Below are 18,820 nucleotides of genomic sequence, written 5' to 3'. Positions count from 1 at the left end.
CAGGGCCTGGCGCCAGGCCCCGCCGTCTGTATCCAAGTCGGGAACGAAAAGCGACTGAGCATCGCAGATTTGTAGCGCTGGCGCGGCGGCGTGCGGAATTTCGCAGGCGGGTGCACAAGAATGCGGCCAGCCGGCCCGCTCAGGGCCGGGCCAGCAGCCCGCCCAGCAGCAGGTCCAGCGCCGCCGCGCCGCGCTCCAGCCGCAGGTCGGCGTCCTCGCCCTCGGCAATCCAGAAAGCCGCTTCGGCCAGGCTGCCGTAGATCAGCGATGCCAGCGCCTGCGGATCGGCCCGGGCCACGATGCCCTGCGCCATGAGGTCCGCAATCAGTGCCTGCATGGACGCAATGCAGTGGCGCTGCGATTGCGGCAGCGCACCGCCCAAAGCCGCGCGCGCATCGCGCAGCACGATGCGCTGGATTTCAGGCTCCAGCGCCATTTCCAGGTAGGCCCGGCAGCGGCTGCGAAAGCCCTGCCAGGGATCCTGGGCATGGGCGGTGATGGCCTTCAGGCGTTCATCCACCTCGGCATCGATCTGCTCGACCACGGCCGCCAGCAGGCCCTGCTTGTCGCCGAAATGGTGGTACAGCGCGCCCCGCGTCAGGCCCACCTGCGCGGTGAGATCGTCCATGGAGGCATCGGCGTAGCCCTGCTCTCCAAAGGCCTTGCGGGCCGTGGCCAGCAGCGTGGCGCGGGTTTCTTCCATCTCGGCGCGGGTGCGGCGAACCATGGCCAATCTCCTTACATACGGCGTGCATGATTATTTACATACGCTGCGTATGTATATAGGATTCTATTCATACGCAGCGTATGTATTTTCTCTCTCCCGCGACGGCGGTGCAACACCCCCCATCTGTTTGAAGGGATCTGGACCATGAATTCGTCTTCCTCCACGCGGCCCGAACCCGCCGCGCGCCGCCCGTGGCTGGCCGTGTCCGCCGTGGGCCTGGCCACCTTTTCCGTGGTGACCACGGAAATGCTGCCGGTCGGCCTGCTCACATCCATTGCTGGCAGCCTGGGCACCTCCATGGGCAGGGCCGGCCTGATGATCTCGCTGCCGGCGCTGCTGGCCGCGCTGTTCGCGCCGCTGGTGGTGATGGCGGCGGGTGGCATGGACCGGCGCCGCATCCTGTGCGGACTGCTGGCCCTGCTCGTGCTGGCCAACCTGGCCTCGGCGCTGGCGCCGTCGCTGATCTGGCTGCTGGCCGCGCGCGTCCTGGTGGGCTTTTGCATGGGCGGCATCTGGGCAATCGCGGGCGGGCTGGCGGCACGGCTGGTACCCCAGGCGTCGATGGGCCTGGCAACTTCCATCATCTTTGGCGGCGTGGCGGCGGCCTCGGTGCTGGGCGTGCCGCTGGGCGCGCTGATCGGCGATTTCGCGGGATGGCGCTGGGCCTTTGGTGGCATGGCAGGCTTCAGCGCACTGGTGCTGGCGCTGCACGTGGCCGTTCTCCCCGCCCTGCCTGCCACAGACTCGGCCAGCCTGCGCCAGTTCAGCCGTCAGCTGGCCAACCGCAGGCTGCAGGCCGGGCTGGCACTGACGCTGCTGCTGGTGGCCGGGCATTTCATGTCCTTCACCTTCGTGCGCCCGCTGCTGCTGACGGTGTCGGGGTTCGATGCGCAATGGATGAGCGCGCTGCTGCTGGCTTACGGCATCGCGGGCATTGCGGGCAACTTCCTGGCGGGCATCATCGCGGCGCGCCGCACGGTGCCGAGTCTGGCGGCGATCGCCATGGGCCTTCTGCTGGCGCCTGTGCTGTTCCTGTCCGTGGGCGACTCGCCAACGGGTGGTGGCGCCGTGCTGCTGGTCTGGGGCCTGGCCTACGGCGGCGTATCGGTGGGACTGATGACCTGGATGATGCAGGCTGCGCCACGCGCCGTGGAAATTGCCACGGCGCTGTACGTGGGCGTCTTCAACATCGGTATTGCGCTGGGCTCATGGGCAGGCGGCCAGTTGGTCGATGGCTGGGGGCTGCACGCCACGCTCTGGCTGTCTGGCGGCTTGGCCGCTGCGGCCTTGCTGCTGTCTGCGGCCATGGGATTGGTTGGGCGAAATGGACCGGTCGCAGCCTGATGGCCATGAGGCCGTTAACCCCCCGTTAATTCCCCGCTGCCAGCATCCACGACCTGTCAGCCTGCATGGCTGAAACTCCTTGCCCATGCATCTCCGGTCATCCCCTCTTCTTTCGTCCTTCCTGCCCTTGCTTGCTGGCCTGCTGCTGGCGCCTTCGCCTGTTCTTGCCGGAGCGGCAGAGCCTGGCGGGCCGTCAGCGCTATCGGCGCTGGGCGCCTGGCTGCACCTGCCTGCCAGCCTGGCGCTGGGGCCGCTGGTCCTGCCGATGGGCGTGGTGGTGGCCATGCTGGCCTGGCTGCTGGCGCAGTGGCTGGCGCGCAGGAATGAAAGGCGCACGGGCCAGGCCGTGGATGCGCTGCTGTGGCAAAGCACCCTGGCCGGCCTGCTGGCGGCGCGCCTAGCCTATGTCGCGCAGTGGTGGACAGAGTACGCGCCGGCCCCCGGGGATTGGAGCGGGATGCCGGCCTTCGCAGGCCGTGTCGTCGATATCCGCGACGGGGGATGGAACCTCTGGGCCGGTCTGCTGGCCGCGCTGCTGTACATGCTGTGGCGCAGCCGCCGCTCCCCGGTGCTGCGCCGCGCCACAGGGCTGGCGCTGGGCGCGGGGGCGGCCCTGCTGGTGCTGGGCAGCCTGCTGCAGGCGCTGCCCTCCGCAGATGCACCGGCCCTGCCGGCCTTCACCCTGGTCAACGGGCAGGCGCAGCCGGTCTCGCTGCAGCAGCTGCAGCAGGCCGATGGCAAGCCCATGGTGATCAACCTCTGGGCCACCTGGTGCCCGCCCTGCCGGCGCGAGATGCCGGTGCTGGCCCAGGCCCAGCAGCAGCGGCCCGATGTGCGCTTCATCTGGATCAACCAGGGCGAGTCTGCCGAGGCCGTGATGGGCTACCTGCGGCGCGAGCAGGCGACGGCCCCGCTGCCGCTGGCCCAGGTGCTGTTCGACCCGCAGCAGCAGGCCGGCCGGCACTGGCGCCAGCGGGGCCTGCCTTCCACCTATTTCTATGGCGCCGACGGCCGGCTGTGCGGCATGCGCATGGGCGAGCTGTCGCGCGCCAGCCTGGCCCAGCATCTGAAGGAATGTTCATGAGCGCTTCCCCCCTGTTTCCCCTGCCTGCACTGGCAGGAGCCCTGGCCCTGTCGGCAGCCTTGGCCCTGCCGGCTGCGGCGTCCGAGCTGCCATCGGAGGATTTCCTGGCCCAGCAGGGACTGACCCTGGTGGGACCGCTGCCGGCCGTGGGCGGACTCAAGGCCTGGGCCGCCTACCGCGACCGCCAGCCCGTGCCCATCTACCGCATGCCTGACGGCAAGCACTGGGTGCTGGGCACGGTGATCGACGCCCAGGGCCGCGACGTGAACGCCCAGGCCCTGCAGGCCGCCGTGCAAAAGCCCATGGGCGAGCAGCTGTGGAGCGATGTGCAGCGCGCCCAGTCCATACCGGATGGCCGCGCCGACGCGCCGCGCACGGTCTATGTGTTCACCGACCCCAACTGCCCCTATTGCAACCAGCTGTGGAACGATGCCCGGCCCTGGGTGGAGAGCGGCCAGGTGCAGTTGCGCCACATTCTGGTGGGCATCCTCAAGCCCAGCAGCGAGGGCAAGGCCGCCGCCTTGCTGACCGCGCGCCAGCCCGAGCAGGCCCTGGCCGAGCACGCACGCGCCTATGCCAAGGCCGGCCGCGCCAGCGCAGAGGGCGCGGGCGCCACGCCGCTGGCCCCGGTGCCGCAGGCCACGCGGCAGGTGCTGGCCAACCATGCCTCGCTGATGTCCACCTGGGGCCTGCGTGCCACGCCGGCCCTGGTCTGGAAGGATGACAAGGGGCTGGTGCAGGTGCGCACCGGCCTGCCGCCGGGCCTGCTGGAAGAGGTCATGGGGCCGCGTGGCAGGAAATGACGAGGACGACCATGAGCACAAGCCGTTCTCCCGCCGCTTCCACCGCCTCCAACGACTGGAGCGACCTGTTCCCCGCCCGGCCGGATGCGCCGCCGCTGCGCATCGTGCTGCATGCGCCCACACCCGGCGCCCTGGCCCGTGCACGCAGCAATCTGGCCAACCTGCGCCAGGACCGGCCCGGTGCCGAGGTCCGCATCGTCATCAACGGCCCGGCCGTCGAGGCGCTGCTGGACGCCGCGCCGGGCACGCCGCAGCATCTGGATGCGGACGCCCTGGCCCATGCGCTGGTCTGCCCGAACACGCTCAGGAAGCTGGGCCGCGAGGCGCCTGCCGGCATGCGCGTGCTGCCGCAGGGCGGCATCGAGTCACTGGCCCTGCTGCAGCAGTCGGCCTGGTGCTACGTGCGCTGCTGAGCGGCCTGCGCCAGCGAGGCCAGGCAGCGCGCCTGCCATTGGTATTCAGGCTCGAACGATTCCCGGTCCGTGACGGCGCCGTGGCCGCCCTCGCCATAGACCATGGCGTAGGCCGCATAGTCGGCCGCCTGCAGCGCCCGGCCCGCCAGCCCATGGGCCGTGGCATAGGTGGCGGACACGGCGGCATGGCCGCAGCCGTCGAGGGAGCGCGATCCCTGGTGGTGGTTGGCCAGGCTGGCCGCCTCGCGGGCCAGGCGGTCCAGCTCCTGCCTGTCGATCTGGCCGTCCAGGTAGCGGCGAAGGCCTTGTGCGCAGCGGATGACGTCCGGGTCTTCCAGCAGGTGCGCGATGCGGTCCACGCAGGCCTGTGTGAATTGCAGCCTCAGGTGCTCGCCGGCTTCGGCGGCAAGGTCCAGTTCCGAAGCAAGGCTGTTCAGGGCATGGTTCATGGAGAACTCCTTGGCAGTGGCGACACAAGCAGCGTAGACCGGGGCCGCGCACGGAAACAAGAGGGTGATTTCCGATACGCGCCCTGCATTCCCGAGGAATGCAGTCACCCTGTTAACCCCGTCTTAATCCCTGCGCCACACGCTATGGACTGCCTTGGGCGCCTGTCCATGGCAGGCAGTCGGTGGCACTTTGCAAGCACTCTGCAGGCACTTGGAAAGCCCATTGCTTGACTCACATCAAGCCGCCAAAGCCCTGAATTTCATATATTAAATTCAATATAAAAAGCATATTTTTAATGCTTTATTGAGTTTGAGCGACCACCCTCCGTGGCCGCAGGACGATGAAAGACAGGCCATGCCAAAAACATCCCGCGCCGGCAGCGGCTGCAACGACTGCAGCTGCAAGCCCTCCTCCCAGGACATCCCCGCCCGCACCGCCGCCCATGCGCAGCCCGCCGCCGGCAAGCGCGGCTTCCTGCAGGACCTGCTGGCCGCCGCCATGGCGGCCGTGGCCCTGCCCGTGGCGGCGGCCGCGCCCGGCACCACGGGTTTCCAGCCACCGCGCCGCCCCGGCGAGGCCGGCAGGCGCTACGGCATGCTGGTGGATCTGCGCCGCTGCATAGGCTGCCAGGCCTGCACGGTGAGCTGCTCCATGGAGAACCTGCCGCCGCTGGGCCAGTTCCGCACCACGGTGCTGCAGTACGAGGTGCAGCACGCGGGCAACGAGGACCTGCCGCCGGCCATGCTCAACCTGCCGCGCCTGTGCAACCACTGCGACAACCCGCCCTGCGTGCCGGTCTGCCCGGTGCAGGCCACCTTCCAGCGCAGCGACGGCATCGTGCTGGTGGACAACGAGCGCTGCGTGGGCTGCGGCTACTGCGTGCAGGCCTGCCCCTATGACGCACGCTTCATCAACCACGAGACGCAGACCGCCGACAAGTGCACCTTCTGCGAGCACCGCCTGGAGGCCGGACTGCTGCCGGCCTGCGTGGAAAGCTGCGTGGGCGGCGCCCGCGTGATCGGCGACCTCAACGACGAGGGCAGCGAGATCCGCCAGCGCATGCGCGAGCACGCCAAGGACCTCAAGGTGCTCAAGCCCGCCATGGGCACGGACCCGCATGTGTACTACCTGGGATTGCCCGACGCCTTCGTCGACGGCGTGGACGGGCAGGCCAGCGTGCGGCTGGTCACTTCCCACTGAACGCAAGGAGCACCCCATGCACATCGTCGAACTCCTGACCCCCGCCTACGAATCGGCCTGGCTGCCCTGGGCCGTGCAGTACTTCTTCCTGGCCGGCATTGCCACGGGCGCCGCCCTGCTGGCCGCCGCCTGCGCCTGGGCGCCTCGCGGCAGCGCCATGGCGCGCCTGCTGCCGGCCGCCGTGCTGGTGCTGGCCGTCAGCGCCATCGCCGCGCCCGTGTCGCTGCTGGCCGACCTGCACCAGCCTGCGCGCTTCTGGCATTTCTATGCGCACTTCACGCCGTGGTCGTGGATGTCGGTGGGCGCCCTGCTGCTGCCGGTCTTCGTGGGACTGGCGCTGGCCTTCGTGCTGGCCTGGTGGCTGGGCCGGCCGCAGTGGCTGCGCTGGCTGGCACCGCTGCTGGCCGTGTCGGCGCTGACCATCACCGCCTATACCGGCGCCGAGCTGATGGCCGTGCGCTCGCGCCCGCTGTGGAACACGCTGTGGGTGCCGCTGAACCTGGCACTCACGGGCTGGCTGGCCACGGTGGGCTGCATGCTGGTGACGGCGCGCTTTCTGCCCGCCCGCCACCGCCCCGATGCCGGCGCCCTGCAGGCCCTGCGCGTGCTGGGCCTGGCGCTGGCGCTGTGCCTGCTGGCCATGGTGGCGGTCTGGGCCGTTGCCGGCTGGCTGGGCCAGGGCCGCTCCTTCCAGGCGGCGCTGCAGCTGTGGCAGCAGTTTCCGGTCTGGCGCCTGAGCATGCTGGGCTCGGCCGTGGCCGGTGCCGCCTTGCTGTGGGCCCTGGTGCGGGGTGGGCATCGCATGGCCTGCCCGCGCTACACGCTGGCCCTGGGGCTGGGCCTGGCCGCCGCGGCCTGGGCCTTCCGCTGGGCGCTGTTCATGGGCGTGCAAGGCGTGCCCAAGTACGGCGCGGGCCTGTACATCTACCACATGCCGCTGGGCGGCGACGGCCTGCTGGGCATGCTGGGCGTGGCCGGCCTGTGCATTGCACTGGTGACGCTGGCCACCTGGGCGCTGGAGCTGTTTCCCGCGCGCTCGGCCGCGGCCCGCGCCCTCTGACACCGCCGCCCTGACGACCCCTCACCCATTCACGGAGCGCGGCCCGCCACCGGCCGGCCGCGCCACAGAAAGCCTTTCATGACCGACAAGAAGAAACTCCCCCAAGCTCCCGAAGATTCCCTGGATGCCGAGGCCACACGCCGCCGCCTGCTGCTGCGCGGCGGACTCACCGCCGGTGGGCTGGCCGCCTTTGCGGCCGGCTACGGCGAGACGCTGGCACGTGGCGCCAAAGGCCTGGTGACAGGCACCTCGGGCACGCCCACGGCCAGCGCCACGCGCGGCAATTCGCTGACGCCGGAGTTCCGCATCGACCCGGCCACGGGCGCGCTCGCCACCCAGCCCGGCCAGGTGGTCAGCCCCTCCAGCTGCCTGGGCTGCTGGACGCAGTGCGGCGTGCGCGTGCGTGTCGATACCGCCAGCAACCGCATCCTGCGCGTGGCAGGCAACCCCTACCACCCGCTGGCCACCACGCGCCCTGCCGCCATGGAAGAACCCGTGCGCGAGGTCTACGCCAAACTGGGCAAGGAGCTGGGCCTGGAGGGCCGGGCCACGGCCTGCGCGCGCGGCTCGTCCATGCTGGAGCACCAGAGTGCGCCGCACCGCGTGCTCACCCCGCTCAAGCGCGTGGGCCCGCGCGGCAGCGGCCGCTGGCAGAGCATTTCCTTCGAGCAGCTGGTGCAGGAAGTCTGCGAGGGCGGCGACCTGTTCGGCGAAGGCCAGGTCGATGGCCTGCGCGCCATCTGGGACATCAGGACGCCGCTGGACGCCGACAACCCCGAGTTCGGTCCGCGCTCCAACCAGTTGCTGGTGACCGACGCCTCCAACGAAGGCCGCGCCCAGCTGCTGCGCCGCTTTGCGGGGCCGTCCTTCGGCACCGTGAACGTCAGCAACCACGGCGCCTACTGCGGCCAGAGTTTTCGCGTGGGTGCGGCAGCGGCCCTGGGCGACCTGCCCGGCATGCCGCACGGCAAGCCCGACTGGAGCCATGCCAGCTTCGGCCTGTTCATCGGCGCGGCACCCGCGCAGTCCGGCAACCCCTTCCAGCGCCAGGGCCGCGAACTGGCCGAGGCCCGCTCGCGCGAGGACAACCGTTTCCGCTACGTGGTGGTCTCGCCCGTGCTGCCGACCTCGTCCAGCTTGGCTGCAGGCAGCGGCAACCGCTGGCTGGCCGTCAAGCCGGCCAGCGACCTGGCCCTGGCCATGGCGCTGATCCGCGTCATCCTGGACGAGGCGCGCTATGACACGGGCTTTCTCGCCCAGCCCGGCCCGGCCGCCATGCAGGCGGCGGGCGAGGCGTCCTGGAGCAATGCCACGCACCTGCTGGTCAACGAGCCCGGCCACCCGCGCCATGGCAGCTTTCTGCGCGGCGCCGACGTGGGCTGGGCCCTGCCCGCGCCGGCCGAAGACGGCAAGCCGGCCCAGGATGTGTTCGTGGTGCAGCGTGCCGATGGCAGCCTGGCGCCGCACACCCAGGCCGAGCCTGCACAGCTGATGGTGCGCACCCGCGTGGCCGTGCCCGGCCTGAAGGCCGAAGGCGCAGACCAGGCCCCCGAGCTGTCGGTCTGCTCCTCGCTGGCCAAGCTGCATGAGCAGGCCAGCCTCAAGACACTGGACGAGTACGCGGCGCTGTGCGGCGTGGCGCGCGGCGAGATCGAGGCGCTGGCGCGCGAGTTCACCAGCCATGGCAAGCGCGCCGTGGCCGATGCGCATGGCGGCACCATGAGCGGCGCGGGCTTCTACACCGCCTACGCCATCAGCATGCTCAACACCCTGGTGGGCAACCTCAACGTGCAGGGCGGCCTGGTGCTGGATGCCGGCCCGTTCGGCCCCTTCGGCCCGGGCCCGCGCTACGACTTCGCCAACTTCGACGGCAAGGTCAAGCCGCGCGGCCTGGCGCTGTCACGCCACCGCCAGCCCTACGAGAAAAGCGCGGAATTCCAGCGCAAGCGCGAGGGCCAGCCAGATGGCGCGAAGGACTACCCCGCCGCCCAGGCCCCGTGGTACCCGGCCGTGGGCGGCCTGTCCAGCGAGATGCTGGCCAGCGCGCTGGCCGGCTACCCCTATCGCGCCAAGGCCTGGATCAACCACATGAGCAACCCCGTCTACGGCATTGCGGGCTTTCGCAATGCGCTGGTGGACGATCTCAAGGACCCGAAGAAGCTGCCGCTGATCGTCTCCATCGATCCCTTCATCAACGAGACCAGCGCGCTGGCCGATTTCATCGTGCCCGATACCGTGACCTACGAGAGCTGGGGCATCTCGGCGCCCTGGGCCGACGTGGTGGCCAAAAGCTCCACCGTGCGCTGGCCCGTGGTGCAGCCCGCCGTGGCGCGCACGGCCGGCGGCCAGCCCGTGAATGTGGAGAGCTTCCTCTTCGCCGTGGCAGAACGGCTGGGCCTGCCCGGCTTTGGCGAGGCCGCCATCAAGGACGCCCAGGGCCAGCCCCATGCGCTGCGCTCGGCCGAGGACTTCTTCATCCATGCACTGGCCAACGTGGCCTGGGCAGGCGGCAAGCCCGTGCCGGCGGCCAGCGATGACGACATCGCCATCACCGGCGTGGACAGGCTGGTGCCCGCGCTGCGCCAGCGCCTGAAGGACGATGAATGGCGCCAGGTGGCCATGCTGCTGACGCGCGGCGGGCGCTTCGACCGCATCGAGGACGCCTGGAAGGACGGCCACACCCGCAAGGCCCACGCGCCTGCCCTGCAGGTCTGGAGCGAGGAGCTGGCCCGCATGCGCCACGCCATGACGGGCGAGCGCTACAGCGGCTGCCCCACCTGGTATCCGGCACGGCTGGCCGACGGCAGCGCCATGCGCACGCATTTCGGCGAGCAGCAATGGCCGCTGCTGCTGACCTCCTACAAGTCCAACCTGATGAGTTCCATGTCGATTGCCGTCTCGCGGCTGCGCCAGGTGCATCCGCACAACCCGGTGTCCCTGCACCGCGATGACGCCGAGCGGCTGGGCATCGCCAACGGCGACACGGTGCGCATCCGCACGCCGGGCGGCGCGGTGACGGCCGTGGCCATGGTGCGCGACGGCGTGATGCCGGGGACCGTGGCCATCGAGCACGGCTACGGCCACCGCGAACTGGGCGCAGGCCGCCACAGCATCGACGGCAAGCCCATGCCGGTCAACGCCGAGCATGCCAATGGCGTGAACCTCAATGACCTGGGCTTTGCCGATCCCACGCGGCCCGGCTGCAAAAACGTGTGGGTGGACTGGGTGTCCGGCGCCACGGTGCGCCAGGGCCTGCCTGCGCGCATCGAGAAGGTCTGATCAGCGGGCGGGGCTGGCGACAGGTGCAGCGACGGGTGCGGCCACTGGTGTGGTGGCGGCCTGCCAGCCGCCGCCCAGCGCCTGGTACAGCGCAATGGCGTTTTCCAGCTGGCTCTGGCGCAGGCGTATCACCTCCTGCTGCGCCTGGAAGAGATTGCGCTGGGCGTCCAGCTCTTCCAGGTAGCTGGCGTAGCCGGCCTCGTAGCGGTCCTTGGCAAAGCCCAGGGAGCGCTGCAGCACCGCCTCGCGCTCGCTGGCGTGCTGCCACTGCGACTGCAGGCGCTGGGTGCCGACCAGGGCGTTTTCCACATCGGCCAGGGCCTTGATCACCACGCCCCGATAGGCATAGGCGGCCTGGTCGCGCTGGGCGGCGGCGGCGTCGAACTGCCCTTGCAGCCGGCCGCCCGTGAACAGCGGCGCCAGCACGCTGCCGCCCAGGGCCCAGACCGTGGCCGGGTGGTATTGCAGGGCGTTGACCAGCAGGCTGCCGGCGCTGGCCGTCAGCGAGACCTGGGGCAGGAAGGCGGTGCGCTGCACGGCCAGGCTTTCGTCGGCGGCCGCCAGTTGCAGCTGGGCCCGTGCAATGTCGGGGCGGCGCTGCAGCAAGGCAGAAGGCAGGCCGGCGGCCGGCGCAGGCGGCGGTGCGCCCAGCGCAGCGGACTGGCCGTCGGTTGTTGCCATGAGCGCGGCTGCCTGCTCGTCACCCTCGCCGCCGGCCAGCAGCAGGAGCGCCGTGCGCTGGCGCGCCAGCGACAGCTCCAGCTGCTCCACGGCCTGCTGCACGGATTGCAGTTCGGCCTGGGCCTGGGTGAGCTGCAGCTGCGAGGTGTAGCCGACGCGCGCCTGATCGTCAGCCAGGCGCAGGGCCTGTTCGCGCGAGCGGGCCGTGGCCTGGGCCACTTGCAGCTGCGACTGCAGCGAGCGCAGGCCCACATAGGCCTGGGCCGTGGTGGCGGCCACGGCCAGGGCCACGGCGTCGCGGTCGGCCTCGCTGGCCTGCAGGCGCAGGGCGGCGGCCTTTTCCAGGTGGGCGATGCGGCCCCACAGATCAGGCTCCCAGCTGGCCTGCAGGCCGGGCTGAACCGAGCGCGTGTGCGCCAGGCCCCGCGCGCCCAGGCTGCGGCCCGTGGAGGCGCCGGCCGTGGCCGAGAGCTGGGGCAGGCCCGCAGCGCCTGCCACATCCAGGTTGGCCCGCGCCTCATCCACGCGCGACAGGGCCAGCAGCACATCGTTGTTGCGGGACTGGGCCAGCTCCACCCAGCGCGTGAGCAGCGGATCGCCAAAGGCCTGCCACCACGATGCCTGGACGGCGGCGGCCGGCTCCTGCCCTGCCCCGCTCCACTGGGCGGGCATGACGGGCCGGGCCGCTTCAGGCGCGGTGCTCAGCGGCGGCACGCTGCAGCCGGCCAGCGCGGCGGCGCAGGCGATGGCGATGGCGATGGCCATGGCCAGTGCGCGGGCGGTCATGGGCGGGTCTCCGGTTGGGGTGCGGGTTGCTGTGCGGGTTGGGGCTCAGGCTGCGCCGTATCCAGCCGCACCACCACCGACATGCCCGCGCGCAGCCGCGCGGCCAGCTCCTGGTCGGGATCGATTGCAATCTTGACCGGCAGGCGCTGCACGACCTTGGTGAAGTTGCCCGTGGCGTTGTCGGCCTTGAGCACGCTGAATTCCGAGCCCGTGGCCGGCGCGATCTCCAGCACGCGGCCCGTGAGGTGGGCGCCGCCCAGCGCATCGACGCTGAAGCGCACTGCCTGGCCTATGCGCACCTGGGCGGTCTGGGTCTCCTTGAAGTTGGCCACCACCCACAGCGTGTGCGGCACCACGTACATGAGCTGGGAGCCGGCCGTGACGTACTGGCCCCGGCGCACACCCACCTCGCTGACCTGGCCATCGCCGGGCGCGTGCACCACGGTGTTGTCCAGGTTGATCTGGGCCTGGCGCAGCTGGGCCTCGGCCATCTGGACCTGGGCTTCGAGCGAGGCGCGGTTCACCGTCGTCGCCTTGATCTTCTGGGCGTTGATCTCGATGTCGGCCTGGGCCTTGGCCACGTTGGTGGCCGCAAGGCGCGCGGTGGCACGCACCTTGTCGCGCTCGTTGAGCGAGACGGAGCCGCGCTCGGACAGCGCCTGCACGCGCTGCAGTTCGGCTGCGGCGCGGTCGGATTCGGCCTGCGCCGCCGCCAGGCCGGCGCGGCTGGCGCCCAGCGTGGCGCGGTTCTGGGCCTGGGTCTGGTCGGCATTGGCCAGCTGTGCGCGGGCATTGGCCAGCTGGGCCTGCGCCTGGGCCTGGGCGGCTTCGTAGGTGCGTGCGTCGATGCGCACCAGGGGCTGGCCGGCCTTGACGTTCTCGTAGTCCTGCACCAGCACCTCGGTCACATAGCCGCTGACCTGGGGCGCGAGCACGGTGACGGCGCCGCGCACATAAGCGTTGTCGGTGCTGACCACGGTGCCCGCGAAGGGGAACAGGTTCCAGGCACGCAGCACCAGCAGCACGCCGGCCAGTGCGACCACCAGCATCACCAGCACGCTGCGCAGCGAGGGTTTGATGAGCTTGGGCGATGGCGAAGGTGAAGGTGAAGGCGCCGCAGCGGGAGCCGGCGCAGGCGAGGCAGAGGCGGCCGTGCCGCCATTGGAATTTTCGGAGTCACTCATGTTGTTGTCTTTTCTCTGGGCGAACGGTTTCAGGCGCGGGCGACGGGTTGGGTGGGCGGCTGGCCCGGCGCGTCCTGCGGCGCGGCGGCATCGGTGCCGCGCATGGCCGAGGCATCGGCTGCGGCGGCGCGCATGCGCTCCACGAAGGCGCGCTGGCGTGCGCGGCCGGCCAGGGCCAGCATCCACAGCAGGTAGAGCACGGCCACGCCGGCCGTGAGGGCGAACACGTCGTTGTAGGCGCGCACATTGGCCTCGCGGCGTGCGGCCTGCGCCAGCTGGGCCGTGCCCTGGGCCGCACGCAGGGCCGGGTCGGCAATGACGCGGGCCAGGCTTTGCTGCTGCAGGCGCAGGCGGTCGGCCACGATGGGATCGGTGGGATCGACATCGGCCACGATGGCGGCCGAATACACCTGCTCGCGGTGCATCTGGTAGGTGCTCAGCAGGGCCGAGCCCATGAGCGCGCCCATGGCCTGCGTCATGGAGATGGTGACGATGGCCGTCAGCATGTAGTGCGCGCCGAACTTCAGGCCCTGCACCACGCCGATCAGCATCAGCGGCCCCATGAACAGGCCCGCGCCCACGGCCATGAGGAACTGGCTGCCGAAGAAGTCCTCGGGCCGGGCCAGGCTGGTGCGGCTGTGGTCCAGCCAGGCCGCCAGCGCGAACAGCACGATGGAGCCCACGATCTGCTTGCCCATGTTCTCCAGCCCGAAGGTCAGCGCCGACACGGCAATGCCCGCGATGGTGCCCAGCAGGATGACGATGAACAGCGGCTGCATCTGGTCCACCGTCATGCCCAGCATGCGCTGCATGCCGATCACGCCATAGGTCTGCTCGGTGGTCAGAAAGCGCAGCAGCAGCGCACCGATCACGAAGCGCACCGTGGGCGCCAGCACGAACCAGCGCGTCTGCAGCATGGGGTTGCGGCGGTGGTGCTCGATGTACAGCGCCACGCTCAGCAGGACGATGGAGCCGATCAGCATCCAGGCCAGCCAGGGCGTGTCCAGCCACCAGTGGTTGTAGCCCTGCACCAGCACGGCGATCAGCAGACCCACGCCGGGCACCATGAGGAAGAAGGTCAGGAAGTCCAGCCGCTCGAAGCTGCGGATGTGCACGCCCGGCGGCAGCTTGAGCACCACCACGCCCGCGAACGAGATCAGGGCCAGGCCGGCCTCGAACAGGTAGAGGTTGTGCCACTCGCTGTTGAACAGCAGGCCCGGCGACAGGATCCAGGCCAGCGGCGTGGCGATCTGCCCCAGCCCCACGCCGATCACCAGCATCTTGAGCACATGCTTGCGCGGCGCAGCCTGCAGCATGTAGAGCGTGCCCAGCGTGCTGCAGGTGGCGCCCGCCAGGCCGCTGGCCGCGCGCAGCATGAGCAGGCTGGTGTAGCTGCCCAGCACCAGGTGCAGCAGCGTCAGCAGCGCATACAGGCCCAGGCCGATCTCGGCGAACAGCCGCATGCCGAACTGCTGGCGGAATTTGTAGACCAGCAGGTTGGCCGTCATGTTGAGCATGACGTAGGCGCCGGTCAGCCAGGCGGCCTCGGAAGACGTCAGTCCCATCTGGCCCTGGATGGTGGGCAGGTTGGCCGTGAACAGTGCATTGCCCAGGCCGCCCGTCAACGCCACCAGCACGGCGATCAGGCCATAGGCGGCGCGCACGGCCGGCTGGTGCAGCGGCATGGACGGCGAGCCCGGCAGGCTGGGCTTTTCATGCTCTTCCCAGTCCGGCGGGGGCTTGAGGTAGACGACGGGGGGCGACGGGGGCAGCACGGGCCCCGGTGGAGTGGGTGTGGTGGCCATGTCAGGCCTTCAGGCCTTGCCAGACGATCTGCAGCGCCTTGCGCGCCAGCGTGCGCCGCTGCTGCGGCGTCTCGCCGCGCAGCGAGGCGCCCAGCATGCCGAAGACCAGGGACAGCTCGGCCTGCGTCAGCGGCTGGCGGCAATGGCCGCAGGCCACGGCCCGGTCCATGGCCGGCCGAAAGATCTGCCACATGGCAACGCGCGCCTGGGCGATGACCTCGTCGCCGCGCTCCACCGTGCGCCAGTAATCGGTGATGGGGGCCGAGACCGCAATGCGCTCGGCCAGGCGGGACAGCAGCTTGTAGAAGGCATCGTCATCCTCGGCCATGGCCTCGGCCGCGAGGCGCATGTTGTCCAGCGAACGCTCCAGCAGCGCCAGCATCAGCGCACGCCGGTCAGGAAACTGCCGGTACAGCGTGGCGCGGCCGACCTCGGCGCGCTCGACCACCAGGTCCAGCGGCGCGGTCACGCCATGCTCGGAAAACACGGCATCGGCCGCGTCCAGCAGCTGGGCGCGGCGGATATCGGCACTGGGTCTTTTGGAAGTCATGCGGACAATTATCGGACAAAGTTGTCCGTTAAATGTCCGCAACCAGCCTATCCCATGGCGGGGCCATGGGCAAAAAACCAGCGGTTTCCGGCAGTGGAAAAGCCTCTACAGCTCGGTCAGCGGCAGCAGCTGGCGGCGGCTGTCAAAGCGCCGCGACTGGCCGTCCAGAGGATCGGTGAAGGACAGGCTGCGCGCCAGCAGCTGCAGCGGGCGCGAGTAGTCGCCCTCGGGCATGTCATGCACTACGGGATAGAAGCCGTCGCCCCACAGCGGCAGGCCCAGGGCGGCCATGTGCACGCGCAGCTGGTGGCGCTTGCCGCTTTCGGGCTCCAGCCGGTAGCGTGCCCAGGGGCCGCGCTGCTCCAGCACCTGCATGTGGGTGCGGGTGTTGGGTGTGCCGGCCACCTCGTGCATGCGAAAGAAATGGCCGCTTTCCTCCATGCGGCTTTCATGCGTGCGCGGGAAAACCACGTCCTCGCGCCAGGGGGCCACGGCCTCGTAGGTCTTGTGGATGGCGCGGTCGCGGAACAGCGCCTGGTAGATGCCGCGCGTGGCGCGCTGCACCGAAAACACCACCAGCCCCGCCGTGTCGCGGTCGATGCGGTGGATGGGCGACAGCTCGGGCAGGTCGAACTCGCGCTTGAGCCGCACCAGCAGCGTCTGCTGCAGGTACTTGCCGGCCGGCACCACGGGCAGGAAATGCGGCTTGTCGGCCACCAGCAGATGCGCGTCGCGGTGGAGGACCTCGGCCTCGAAGGGAATGGGCGGCTCGGCCTGCAGCTCGCGGTAGTAGTAGTAGCGCAGGCCCGGCGCAAAGGCCGTGCCTGCATCGGCGGCGCGACCATGCTCGTCCACCACCTCGCGCAGCGCCAGGCGCCGCAGCCAGTCTTCGCGCGCCACGGCCGGCAGGCGCTCGGCCAGAAAATCGATCAGCAACCCGCCGCCCTGGCTGGGCAGCACCACGCAGCTGGGGCTGACGCCGTCGCGTATGGGAAGAACCTTGGGGTCGTGGGCGTTGTGCATGGATTCCTGCCCTCAGCGCTTGTGCAGCGCTGCCCACTCATCGGGCGTCACGATCAGGCCGGGAAAGCTGTCTCGCAGCGCCAAAAGGTCGCCGTCGCCGGTGATGAGCGCCTGGGCCCGGCCCACATGCGCCAGCACCAGGAACACCTGGTCCTTGTCGTCCCGGCACAGCGGCAATGCAGGCCAGGGCTGCGGCAGTGTGACGACATCGGCCCAGGGTAGGAAATCCTCCAGCAAGGCCTGTTGCTCGGCCGTTGACAGCTTGAACTTCGGGTAGGCGAGCACACGCAGCAATTCGCTGGCCGTTTCCCTGCAGACCAGGGGCTTCAACTGCTGGTGCTGCCAGGCCCGGCGTATCCACGCAAGACGGCCGGACGTGAACAGCAATGCCGAGAGCACGACGTTGGTGTCCAGGACGACACGCATCATTTGCGCGCCCAGGAGGTCGCCTCCTGCACATCCTCATCGGTGATGCCCATCTGCTGCAGCTTGTCGCGGACGGCCTGTGCGCGCTGGACACGCTGCACGTGCACGGGCGTGAGCACGATGCGGCCGTTTTCCACGGCCACCTCGAAATACTCTGCGGCCTCCACCTCGGACACCACGGCCTTGGGCAGGGTGATCTGGTTCTTCGACGTCAATTTGGCAAGCATGGCCGGCTCCTGCAAATGAGAGAAAACACGGAAATCTTACTTCCTTACCTCATTCCTCTGCGTGTCACCGGGCTTCTTCATCTGGCGAGGCTGGCCCGCTCAGTCCACCCACGCCGTTCAACCCGCTGTCCGCCGTCACCAGCACGCCCGCCGAAACGATGTAATCGGCCGCGCTTTCGATGTCGCCGCGCAGCGCCTCCTTCGCGGCAGGCGCATCGCCGCGACGCAGGGCCTCGACCAAGCGTGCATGGTGACCGACCGCCACCTGTTCGCTCACGCGGCGCGAGCCCGAGCGCATGTCGTGGTTGAGGATGGGGCCTATGCGCAGCCACAGCGCCTCGATCATCTGCAGCAGCATGGGCATGCCGGCCGCGCTGTAGACGGCGAAGTGGAAATCCTTGTTGAAGGCGATGAGCCGCGCGCCGTCCGGCGAGGCGCTGGCCATCTCGGCCGCAAAGCGGTCCTGCAGGGCGGCGATGCGTTCCAGCTCGGCGGCCGGCAATTGCCGTGCCGCCTGCTCCGTGGCCAGGCCTTCGAGGTTGACGCGGATGCGCGTGATCTCGCGGAAGGCGCTTTCCGTCATCAAGGGCACGCGCAGCGCGCGGTTGGGCGTGAGTTCCAGCGCCTGCTCGGCCACCAGCCGGTGCACGGCTTCGCGCACGGGCATGACGCTGACGCCCAGCGCGCTGGCCGTGGTGCGCAGCGAGATCTGCTCGCCCGGAATCATCTGGCCCGTGATCAGCAATTCCCTGAGCTGTGCATAGACATCGCTGCTGAGGGTCTGGCGTTTGAGTGGGGTGACTAGTTCGTTGATGGCCATGGCGGCGATGGTAGCGCGGCGCCGCCGCTGTCATGCCGCATAGGGTATTCACCATATTTGATCTGTGATCACAGATACAAAATCCAAACCCAACCCGAATCCCTTTCACCTTTGTTTGAGATCCCAAGGAGTCCCCGCATGTGGAAAAACGATCTTCTGGCCGGCCAGCGCGTCCTGGTGACGGCGGGCGCCGCCGGAATCGGCCTGGAAATCAGCCGCGCCTTTGCCGAGGCCGGCGCGCGCGTCATGGTCTGTGACGTGGCCCAGGCCAGCCTGGATGCGCTGGCTGCCGCCCTGCCCGGCGCCAGCGGCCGTCTTGCCGATGTGTCGGATGCCTTGCAGGTGCAGGCACTGTTCAAGGCCGTGGACAACGAGTTGGGCGGCCTGGACATCCTCGTCAACAACGCCGGGGTGGCCGGCCCCACGGGCGCGGTGGAGACGCTGGACCTGGCCGACTGGCAGCGCACGCTGGATGTGAACATCACCGGCGCCTTCCTGTGCACGCGGCTGGCCGTGCCCCGGCTCCGGCAATCGGCACGCGAGGGCCGGCAAGCGGCCATCGTCAACCTGTCTTCGGCGGCAGGCCACCTGGGCATGCCGGGCCGCTCGGCCTATTCGGCGTCCAAGTGGGCTGTGATCGGCCTGACCAAGTCGCTGGCGCTGGAGCTGGGCGCAGACGGCATCCGGGTGAACGCCATCCTGCCAGGCGCCGTGGACGGCCCGCGCATCCGCGATGTGATTGCTGCCAAGGCGCAGGCGCGCGGCCTGCCGCTGGAAGACGTCACGCGCAGCTACACGCACCAGGCCGCGCTGGGCCGCATGGCCACGGCGCGCGACATTGCCAACATGGCCGTGTTTGCCGCCAGCCCGCTGGCCGGCCATGTCACGGGCCAGGAGCTGGCCGTCGATGGGCTGACACAGGCGCTGAGCTGAGCGCCCTCTCCTCCTCCCCTCCTCT

At 69.8% G+C, this 18,820-nt stretch carries 18 protein-coding genes; 8 read left to right on the top strand and 10 right to left on the bottom strand.

The window, feature by feature from the left end; translation table 11 throughout:
- Positions 1-139: 139 nt before the first annotated feature.
- On the bottom strand, positions 140-727 hold the full coding sequence (locus IAE24_RS13725) for a TetR/AcrR family transcriptional regulator (protein WP_088164477.1): 588 nt from the start codon (positions 725-727) through the stop codon (positions 140-142).
- Positions 728-871: 144 nt separating this feature from the next.
- Here IAE24_RS13725 and IAE24_RS13720 point away from each other — a divergent pair, with 144 nt between their 5' ends.
- The 4 genes from IAE24_RS13720 (at position 872) to IAE24_RS13705 (ending at position 4,371) form a co-directional block, all read left to right on the top strand.
- Positions 872-2,071 carry an MFS transporter gene (locus IAE24_RS13720; RefSeq protein WP_199960409.1) on the top strand — a complete coding sequence of 400 codons (1,200 nt, stop codon included), beginning with the start codon at positions 872-874 and terminating at the stop codon, positions 2,069-2,071.
- Positions 2,072-2,198: 127 nt separating this feature from the next.
- Complete coding sequence (locus IAE24_RS13715) at positions 2,199-3,155, top strand: TlpA family protein disulfide reductase (RefSeq protein ID WP_233626172.1); 957 nt, start codon at positions 2,199-2,201, stop codon at positions 3,153-3,155.
- Entirely contained in the window at positions 3,152-3,958 is an 807-nt protein-coding gene (gene dsbG, locus IAE24_RS13710) for a thiol:disulfide interchange protein DsbG (RefSeq protein ID WP_123693990.1), read from the top strand. Before IAE24_RS13715 ends, dsbG begins: the two co-directional genes overlap by 4 nt.
- 11 nt (positions 3,959-3,969) lie before the next feature.
- Positions 3,970-4,371, top strand: a complete 402-nt coding sequence (locus tag IAE24_RS13705; protein ID WP_123693684.1) for a DsrE family protein — start codon at positions 3,970-3,972, stop codon at positions 4,369-4,371.
- Here the strand turns inward: IAE24_RS13705 and IAE24_RS13700 are convergent.
- Entirely contained in the window at positions 4,356-4,820 is a 465-nt protein-coding gene (locus IAE24_RS13700; RefSeq protein ID WP_012206046.1) for a hypothetical protein, read from the bottom strand. The two genes, IAE24_RS13705 and IAE24_RS13700, sit on opposite strands and share 16 nt — an antisense overlap.
- A 355-nt stretch (positions 4,821-5,175) precedes the next feature.
- Between IAE24_RS13700 and dsrO the strand changes: the two genes are divergently transcribed.
- From dsrO to IAE24_RS13685, 3 genes are all read left to right on the top strand, one after another.
- Entirely contained in the window at positions 5,176-6,021 is an 846-nt protein-coding gene (dsrO, locus tag IAE24_RS13695; protein WP_099733427.1) for a sulfate reduction electron transfer complex DsrMKJOP subunit DsrO, read from the top strand.
- A 16-nt stretch (positions 6,022-6,037) separates the two neighbouring features.
- Positions 6,038-7,081 (top strand): NrfD/PsrC family molybdoenzyme membrane anchor subunit, encoded by a 1,044-nt coding sequence (gene nrfD / locus IAE24_RS13690; RefSeq protein ID WP_199960411.1) that lies wholly within the window; start codon positions 6,038-6,040, stop codon positions 7,079-7,081.
- Positions 7,082-7,159: 78 nt separating this feature from the next.
- Entirely contained in the window at positions 7,160-10,360 is a 3,201-nt protein-coding gene (locus IAE24_RS13685) for a tetrathionate reductase subunit A (protein ID WP_199960412.1), read from the top strand.
- Here the strand turns inward: IAE24_RS13685 and IAE24_RS13680 are convergent, their stop codons facing one another.
- From IAE24_RS13680 to IAE24_RS13645, 8 genes are all read right to left on the bottom strand, one after another.
- The gene (locus IAE24_RS13680; RefSeq protein WP_199960413.1) at positions 10,361-11,827 is read right to left on the bottom strand and encodes an efflux transporter outer membrane subunit; all 1,467 of its coding nucleotides are present in this window, start codon (positions 11,825-11,827) and stop codon (positions 10,361-10,363) included.
- Positions 11,824-13,011: an HlyD family secretion protein gene (locus IAE24_RS13675; RefSeq protein ID WP_199960414.1), complete on the bottom strand. Its 1,188-nt coding sequence runs from the start codon at positions 13,009-13,011 to the stop codon at positions 11,824-11,826. The genes IAE24_RS13680 and IAE24_RS13675 overlap by 4 nt, the downstream gene beginning before the upstream one ends.
- Positions 13,012-13,040: 29 nt before the next feature.
- Positions 13,041-14,816 carry an MFS transporter gene (locus IAE24_RS13670; RefSeq protein WP_012206052.1) on the bottom strand — a complete coding sequence of 592 codons (1,776 nt, stop codon included), beginning with the start codon at positions 14,814-14,816 and terminating at the stop codon, positions 13,041-13,043.
- 1 nt (position 14,817) lies between these two features.
- A complete protein-coding gene (locus IAE24_RS13665) occupies positions 14,818-15,366 on the bottom strand; it encodes a TetR/AcrR family transcriptional regulator (protein WP_013802028.1) in 549 nt (182 codons plus the stop codon).
- Between the two features lie 105 nt (positions 15,367-15,471).
- Positions 15,472-16,389, bottom strand: a complete 918-nt coding sequence (locus IAE24_RS13660) for a pseudouridine synthase (RefSeq protein WP_199960415.1) — start codon at positions 16,387-16,389, stop codon at positions 15,472-15,474.
- A gap of 12 nt (positions 16,390-16,401) precedes the next feature.
- Positions 16,402-16,818 (bottom strand): putative toxin-antitoxin system toxin component, PIN family, encoded by a 417-nt coding sequence (locus IAE24_RS13655; RefSeq protein ID WP_012206055.1) that lies wholly within the window; start codon positions 16,816-16,818, stop codon positions 16,402-16,404.
- On the bottom strand, positions 16,815-17,042 hold the full coding sequence (locus tag IAE24_RS13650) for an AbrB/MazE/SpoVT family DNA-binding domain-containing protein (protein ID WP_013802025.1): 228 nt from the start codon (positions 17,040-17,042) through the stop codon (positions 16,815-16,817). Before IAE24_RS13650 ends, IAE24_RS13655 begins: the two co-directional genes overlap by 4 nt.
- A gap of 64 nt (positions 17,043-17,106) precedes the next feature.
- Positions 17,107-17,862, bottom strand: a complete 756-nt coding sequence (locus tag IAE24_RS13645; protein WP_047216965.1) for a GntR family transcriptional regulator — start codon at positions 17,860-17,862, stop codon at positions 17,107-17,109.
- A 138-nt stretch (positions 17,863-18,000) separates the two neighbouring features.
- Here IAE24_RS13645 and IAE24_RS13640 point away from each other — a divergent pair, with 138 nt between their 5' ends.
- Positions 18,001-18,795 carry an SDR family oxidoreductase gene (locus IAE24_RS13640; protein WP_141831653.1) on the top strand — a complete coding sequence of 265 codons (795 nt, stop codon included), beginning with the start codon at positions 18,001-18,003 and terminating at the stop codon, positions 18,793-18,795.
- Positions 18,796-18,820: the final 25 nt, after the last annotated feature.

Source organism: Delftia sp. S65 (assembly GCF_016516495.1).
Taxonomy (GTDB): Bacteria; Pseudomonadota; Gammaproteobacteria; order Burkholderiales; family Burkholderiaceae_C; genus Comamonas; species Comamonas acidovorans.
Note: the sequence above shows the minus strand (reverse complement) of the source record. Positions and strands in the feature narration are given on the sequence as shown.

Coding starts and splice junctions, on each gene's coding strand:
- IAE24_RS13725 (WP_088164477.1), bottom strand. CDS start 727: ATGGTTCGCCGCACCCGCGCCGAGATGGAAGAAACCCGCGCCACGCTG.
- IAE24_RS13720 (WP_199960409.1), top strand. CDS start 872: ATGAATTCGTCTTCCTCCACGCGGCCCGAACCCGCCGCGCGCCGCCCG.
- dsbG (WP_123693990.1), top strand. CDS start 3,152: ATGAGCGCTTCCCCCCTGTTTCCCCTGCCTGCACTGGCAGGAGCCCTG.
- IAE24_RS13705 (WP_123693684.1), top strand. CDS start 3,970: ATGAGCACAAGCCGTTCTCCCGCCGCTTCCACCGCCTCCAACGACTGG.
- IAE24_RS13700 (WP_012206046.1), bottom strand. CDS start 4,820: ATGAACCATGCCCTGAACAGCCTTGCTTCGGAACTGGACCTTGCCGCC.
- dsrO (WP_099733427.1), top strand. CDS start 5,176: ATGCCAAAAACATCCCGCGCCGGCAGCGGCTGCAACGACTGCAGCTGC.
- nrfD (WP_199960411.1), top strand. CDS start 6,038: ATGCACATCGTCGAACTCCTGACCCCCGCCTACGAATCGGCCTGGCTG.
- IAE24_RS13685 (WP_199960412.1), top strand. CDS start 7,160: ATGACCGACAAGAAGAAACTCCCCCAAGCTCCCGAAGATTCCCTGGAT.
- IAE24_RS13680 (WP_199960413.1), bottom strand. CDS start 11,827: ATGACCGCCCGCGCACTGGCCATGGCCATCGCCATCGCCATCGCCTGC.
- IAE24_RS13675 (WP_199960414.1), bottom strand. CDS start 13,011: ATGAGTGACTCCGAAAATTCCAATGGCGGCACGGCCGCCTCTGCCTCG.
- IAE24_RS13670 (WP_012206052.1), bottom strand. CDS start 14,816: ATGGCCACCACACCCACTCCACCGGGGCCCGTGCTGCCCCCGTCGCCC.
- IAE24_RS13665 (WP_013802028.1), bottom strand. CDS start 15,366: ATGACTTCCAAAAGACCCAGTGCCGATATCCGCCGCGCCCAGCTGCTG.
- IAE24_RS13660 (WP_199960415.1), bottom strand. CDS start 16,389: ATGCACAACGCCCACGACCCCAAGGTTCTTCCCATACGCGACGGCGTC.
- IAE24_RS13655 (WP_012206055.1), bottom strand. CDS start 16,818: ATGATGCGTGTCGTCCTGGACACCAACGTCGTGCTCTCGGCATTGCTG.
- IAE24_RS13650 (WP_013802025.1), bottom strand. CDS start 17,042: ATGCTTGCCAAATTGACGTCGAAGAACCAGATCACCCTGCCCAAGGCC.
- IAE24_RS13645 (WP_047216965.1), bottom strand. CDS start 17,862: ATGGCCATCAACGAACTAGTCACCCCACTCAAACGCCAGACCCTCAGC.
- IAE24_RS13640 (WP_141831653.1), top strand. CDS start 18,001: ATGTGGAAAAACGATCTTCTGGCCGGCCAGCGCGTCCTGGTGACGGCG.